This window comes from Candidatus Enterococcus courvalinii (genome assembly GCF_017315945.1).
In the GTDB taxonomy this organism is placed as follows: Bacteria; Bacillota; Bacilli; order Lactobacillales; family Enterococcaceae; genus Enterococcus_B; species Enterococcus_B courvalinii.
Genome location: NZ_JAFLWI010000012.1, coordinates 64,062 through 70,236, shown reverse-complemented (window position 1 = coordinate 70,236; position 6,175 = coordinate 64,062). Strand labels below are relative to the sequence as shown.

The 6,175-nt window shown below is 36.0% G+C and carries 6 protein-coding genes; all 6 read right to left on the bottom strand.

What is annotated here, in order from left to right; all coding sequences use genetic code 11:
* Nucleotides 1–34: 34 nt before the first annotated feature.
* The 6 genes from JZO71_RS08980 to JZO71_RS08955 all read right to left on the bottom strand — a co-directional run bounded on the left by JZO71_RS08980 (nt 35) and on the right by JZO71_RS08955 (nt 6,037).
* Nucleotides 35–805 carry an ABC transporter permease gene (locus JZO71_RS08980; protein ID WP_206899163.1) on the bottom strand — a complete coding sequence of 257 codons (771 nt, stop codon included), beginning with the start codon at nt 803–805 and terminating at the stop codon, nt 35–37.
* Nucleotides 798–1,733, bottom strand: coding sequence for an ABC transporter ATP-binding protein (locus tag JZO71_RS08975; RefSeq protein ID WP_206899162.1), 936 nt, complete (start codon nt 1,731–1,733; stop codon nt 798–800). The genes JZO71_RS08980 and JZO71_RS08975 overlap by 8 nt, the downstream gene beginning before the upstream one ends.
* Before the next feature lie 142 nt (nt 1,734–1,875).
* Complete coding sequence (locus tag JZO71_RS08970) at nt 1,876–2,148, bottom strand: ArsR/SmtB family transcription factor (protein ID WP_206899161.1); 273 nt, start codon at nt 2,146–2,148, stop codon at nt 1,876–1,878.
* A 179-nt stretch (nt 2,149–2,327) separates the two neighbouring features.
* Nucleotides 2,328–2,492: a 50S ribosomal protein L33 gene (gene rpmG, locus JZO71_RS08965; protein ID WP_002293909.1), complete on the bottom strand. Its 165-nt coding sequence runs from the start codon at nt 2,490–2,492 to the stop codon at nt 2,328–2,330.
* Nucleotides 2,493–2,743: 251 nt separating this feature from the next.
* Nucleotides 2,744–4,897: a penicillin-binding transpeptidase domain-containing protein gene (locus JZO71_RS08960; protein ID WP_206899165.1), complete on the bottom strand. Its 2,154-nt coding sequence runs from the start codon at nt 4,895–4,897 to the stop codon at nt 2,744–2,746.
* Between the two features lie 300 nt (nt 4,898–5,197).
* Nucleotides 5,198–6,037: a MurR/RpiR family transcriptional regulator gene (locus JZO71_RS08955; protein ID WP_206899160.1), complete on the bottom strand. Its 840-nt coding sequence runs from the start codon at nt 6,035–6,037 to the stop codon at nt 5,198–5,200.
* Between the last annotated feature and the right edge of the window lie 138 nt (nt 6,038–6,175).

Here is a 6,175-nt window from a genome sequence, read left to right as displayed (position 1 = left end):
CGACCTTTTCTTGTTGCTTTTTCAACTATTTTCTTTAGCTTCGTAATCCTCGACCCTTTTCGATTAAATACCAGCAAACACTATAGAGTACTACAATAAACACAATCAAAATAAAAATTGAAAAGATAATTGGCACGTCAATTGTTCCAAGAAATCCGTAACGAAATCCTGATATCATATACACAATCGGATTGATTTTTGAAACAGCTTGCCAAACAGGCGGTAACATCGAAATCGAATAAAAAACACCACCAAGATAAGTCAAGGGTTGCAACACAAACGTCGGTACGATTGAAACATCATCATAAGACTTAGCAAAAATACCATTAAGTAAACCAGCCAATGAAAACAAAATAGCTGTCATCAATAATGTGAGTACGACCATTGACCATGAATAAACATGTAATGGAACAAAAAAGAGCGAAATAATTGTTACCAATGTTCCAACTAAAACACTTCGACCCAAACCACCAATGACAAATCCCCAGATAATCACATGTGTGGGCACAGGCGCTACTAATAATTCCTCAATATTTTTTTGGAACTTTTGCGAAAAGAAAGAAGAAGAAACATTCGCGTAAGAACTAGTGATTGCAGACATCATGATCAGACCTGGAACAATGAATTCCATGTAAGAAAATCCACCCATCTCACCAATTCGTCCACCAATCATTTTCCCAAAAATAATAAAATATAAAGAAGTCGTGATAACTGGTGGTACTAACGTCTGAACCCAGATACGCAAATAGCGATTTGTCTCTTTCACTGCTAAACTTTTAAGCGCAGTTAAATATAAATTAAGCATTTTTTTCCTCCACGTGACCCTTTTCTTCTGTAATTTTCAAGAACAATTCTTCTAGACGATTGGATTTATTCCGCATTGAGAGTACCTTGATCCCTTTTTCCGTCAATTGTTCAAAAATGCCATTTACCCCTTGATTACGCTCGACCTCAACTGCAAGTGTTTGATCATCTTCCCAAAAATGCTTGTAACCTAGCAATTCAAATGAATTGGTATGTGGTTCTAAATCAAAAATAAACGTCTCATATTGTAATTTTGATAACAAACTCTTCATACTAGTATTTTCAATCAATTCTCCCGCTTGAATGATTCCAATATTTCGGCAAAGCATTTCTGCTTCTTCCAGATAATGGGTCGTCAAGATAATTGTCGTTCCATGTTCATTTAATTCTCGCAAAAATGTCCACATTTCTCGTCTTAGTTCAATGTCAACTCCAGCTGTTGGCTCATCAAGGATAAGTAAACGAGGTTCATGCATCAATGCGCGTGCGATCATCAATCGACGTTTCATTCCTCCAGAAAGCATCCGCGCGCGAACATTTCGTTTTTCCCATAGGTTTGATTGTTTTAAATATTTTTCACTTCGTTTCAAGGCTTCTTGCCGTGAAACGCCATAGTACCCTGCTTGATTGACAACGATTTGTTGCACCGTTTCAAACGGATTGAAATTAAACTCTTGAGGAACTAATCCTATTTGTTGTTTGGCGCGCACCAAGTCAGTATCAAGATCATAATCGAAAACACTCACTTTTCCAGAAGTTTTATTAACTAATGAAGTAATAATACCAATGGTTGTAGACTTCCCGGCCCCATTTGGCCCCAGCAGCGCATAAAAATCGCCTTCTTCTACAGCTAAGTCGATACCTTTTAACGCTTCAACACCTGTTGCATATACTTTTTTTAATTTGTTTATTTCTAACGCATAAGCCATGAATTTTCTCCTTGTAAATTGAATTTTCTTCTCTCAAAAGTAGTCATATGATTCGATGATTGTTTTGTTCAGTTGGATCAGACAAGCACAGCCAGCGAACAAAATCATTTCAGCTTGCTATGATTACGCACCTATTTATGCGTTAGTCAGGAAAGAGGTCCTGCATTGCTTTTAATAACTCTGAAGTCTCTTCTTTTTTCAAAAAATAATAATGCCACTTACGATCCCTTTCAACTGAAACGATTCCTACAGACTCTAAAACTTTCATATGATGCGAAAGAGTTGGTTGTGTAAAATCAAAATGATCTAGGACTTCACATGCACACATTGGTCCCGTTGAAAGTAGTTCAATAATTTTGATGCGATTGGGTTCAGCTAGCGCTTTAAACATTTTTGACATTTGCTCATGATTCATTTGCTTTTCTCCTTTGCTAACAATCACTCTATCCAAGCACTATTAAATTATATACATTGATAACCATCTATGTATTATCACTGATTTTTCCTTTTTCGTCAATCTCACTGATTCTAAAAAAAGCCACTAAAAAAGTTACAACAAACATCGAAATGTTTCTTGTAACTTCTTAATCAAACTTATTTTGTTTCGCGGTGCAAAGTAACTTTGCGTTCGCGTGGGCAATATTTTTGTTTTTCCAAACGATCTGGATTGTTACGTTTGTTTTTGCTTGTTAGGTAGTTACGTTCTTTACAAGAAGTACATTCTAATGTGATGTTTACGCGCATGATTTTCCCTCCCATACTACTAGAATCCTCTAAGATGACTCTCAGACTTGATAATTTTACCATGATTGTTATGAGAAATCTACCCTTTTACGACAATTTGTTAAGTAGTTTTACTTGACGTTTTTTCATTTCAACTATTATTCATTGATTAAATCCAGTTTATTTCAGTCATTTTTTTATTTTGACAAGTAGTTTCACTTGAAAAAACTATTCAAAAAGAAAAAGCCAAACCAGTTTGAAACTGATTTGACTGTTTCCAAAATAAGTTATTTTGCTAGATACATATCATAGTATGCGTCTGTGATTTCTTTAGCAATCGTTAAATTCATGTGGTCCTTTTCATCCGTTAAGTTCGGTAAAACCACGCTGATTGCGATTTCCGGATTATCCGTTGGGCCATAAGCTACGATATTACTATTGACAGTAGTGATGTCAGGATGACCTTCTGCAATCGTTTCTGCCGTACCAGTTTTTGCTGATAGATCCATTTTTGCACCAGCCAATGGTTTTGCAGTTGTGTAACCATCTGTTCCATGGACTACTTGATGGAAACCTTCGCGAAGAATTGCCATATTTTCTGGTGAAATAGTGACTTCATTCTTAACAGTTGTTTCGATTTTTTTCTTTTGTTCGCCTAAGTTCCCATTCTCATCATTTCCGTAAATTCCAGAAACGATATGAGGCTGGATTCTTTTCCCACCGTTGGCAACAGTTGAAGCATATTGTGCTAATTGGATTGGTGTATACGTATCAAACTGACCAAATGCTAAATCGGTAAAGTTACCAGAAGTATACCACTCACCATCATTATCTTTGTTGAATTTTTTCATGAAGTCAACCGAACGAGAAATCCCAGCTGACTCATTTGGCAAATCAATCCCTGTAGTTGTTCCCAATCCAAATTCTTTAAATGAAGTTCGTAATTCATCGTAAGCTTTTGCTTCTTCGTCAAGACCAGGAAGTCCCATATTTGGTGTATATTCCAATCCTAACATTTTTAAAGCTACTTTGATCATATACGTATTTGATGACAACTCTAGTGCTTTTACTGCATTTAGTGCGATTTGACCACTTCGATTAAAGACAGAACTTTTTTCAGCCGAACCTTGTAATTGAATTGGTTCGTCGATTAAGACTTGGTTTCCACTAATTACACCTGTTTTCCAACCAGCTGCCAATGTTCCTGCTTTGACCACAGATCCCGGAGTAAATGCGTTGGTGATCGTTCCTAGTGCATTCTCGGTGATTTCTCCTGAACTTTCTTCATGGCTAAATCCAGCTAATGCTAATACTTCCCCAGTTTGCGGATTCATTGCAACGGCGTATGCCCCTGGAGAATATTTGGCTTTACCATTATCAACTAACGCTTGGAAGTTTCGTTTTAAAATTTCATCGACTTTATTCTGAAATTCTGCATCAATCGATAATTTTAAATTGGAACCTTTTTCGCCAGCAAAAATTTCTTTTTGACTTGAAACATTTCCTTCATTATCTAATTTTACTTCATATTGTGTTTTTGTTCCTTGTAACACATCTTCATATTGTTTTTCTAAATAACTTTGACCAACACGATCATTTCGTGAATAGCCTTTTGCTAAATAAGCATCGATATCGTCGGCAGGGAGCCCTTGTTTCTCTGTTGTTACACTACCTAAAATACTTTTCATTGAATCGGCAGCTAAGTATTCACGCGTCCAATCGACACCCGTTGAAACTCCAGGTAATTCTGAAGCATTTTCGGCAACAACTGCTAATTCACGATCTGTTACACCAGAATTTTTGATATAAACTGTATTTAACTCGTACGCGCTGTTCATCCGCTTAAAGATAGTTGCCATCTTCAATTGCTCTTCGTCGAAATTGATTTCTTCATCAGTTACTTTCTCTACTGTTGCTGCATATTGTTTGCTATTATCTAGTTGCTTTTCAGCAGAAGAAAGACGTTTTGTTGCTTCTGCTAAATGATCAGCGTCTGCTAGCCAAAAGTCTTTTTTGTCACGAGCCGTCAGTGAGTCATCAGCTGGAACATCAATTAGTTCATTCAATTTTTTTGTTAATTTCAATAAGTCCGTGGACGTCATCTGTGAGCCTCGTGTAAAGGTAATTGCCTGATTCGCTTGATTTTTGACTAAGGCTTTGCCAGTTGCATCATAAATCATGCCACGAGGTGAACTTTCTTGAACAGTAATTGTTGAAGATGATTTAACTTTAGCTTCCATTGTTTCACCATCAACGATTTGTAAATAACCCAATCTAGCAATCAATGCTACGAATAACGTAAATATAATAAAGAAAAGAACATTTAAACGAAAAGGGACATGGGAACGCCGATAAGGTTTATTCCTCGGTTCTTGTGTTCCCTTTTTTAACTTGTCAAACCAAGAATTATCTTTTATTTTTTTCATAAAATCTTTCATTATTTCCTATCCTTCCCGCATACTTACACTCACGAAAAATTATACCCAAAAAAGTATGAATAACAAAGAAAAAATCATCAGATGATGAAATTCTTTAACGAAATTCAAGATAACAGAATTTTTTTGTTTCACAGCAGGTGGAATAAGGTTAAGAAACCTTGACCAAAAACTTATAATTTTAAGTGTTTTTTTGAAAACAACGTTTCCCATTCTTGTGAAACATCTCCGAAAAAATCAATACTGTGGAAAACTTTCTCTACACAAGTTTTCTTTTTCACGAAAAAACTCAATTTTTTGCATGAACTATTTAAAATACTGCTGAATGGCTTCTCGTGTTTGAGCTACTTTTTCGCTTAAATACTCATTTTTTGCCATGTAAAAATAAAAAATGATATCAACTGTCGCAAACTGTGCTAACAGTGAGTTTGTAGCTGCACTTCGATTCGTGATTTCTTTGGGCCGAGAAGTTTGAACAGTCACATCTGCTAATTTGCTTAATGGATTGTTTCCAAATTGAGTTAAGACGATTACTTCGATGTTCAATGATTTGGCTAGTTCACCCAGAGCAACAACATCCGCACTTTTTCCCGAATTTGAAACGAGCCAAAGGACTTTTTTTTGTTCGTTGCTGACTAATTGAGGCAGTAACACATGGATATCTTTTTCAAAGATAATTGGTTTTCCCACTCGCGACCACTTTTGTAAAATGTCTTCGACAACCAAAGAAGAAGCGCCGACGCCATAAAGAAAAACAGTTTCTGCCTCTTCTAAACTCTGGACAACTGTCCGAATGGTCTCTTCTTCCAAAATGTCGACTGTTTCTTTGATCGCCACTTGTGCATTATTCCCAAGTTTATTTTTGATTGAATAAAAAGATTCGTTTGGTTCAATATCACTAAAGCCTTCAACTAGTCCTGTTTGTAATTCTGTTGAAACAGTGATTTTGAAATCTGTTAGACTTTGAAAGCCGATTTTTTTGGAAAAACGGACAACTGTCGGTGCACTTGATCCAGCTGCTTCTGCTAAATCATTCGCAGTCATCGTCGGAACTTTTTCTACATGATCGATAATATAATTGGCCAGTTTTCTTTCTGCAGAAGAATATTCTTCCATCATACTTTCGATACGACTAATTACGCTCATAAGTCACCATCCATTTAATTAGAGTCACTTTAGTATAACATACGAAAAATTTTTTCATTTGATTCCAGCAAGAAAAAATTGGTTAATTTATTCATAAAAATCAAAATAAAAAAGCTAGGACACTTACGCATCCTAGCC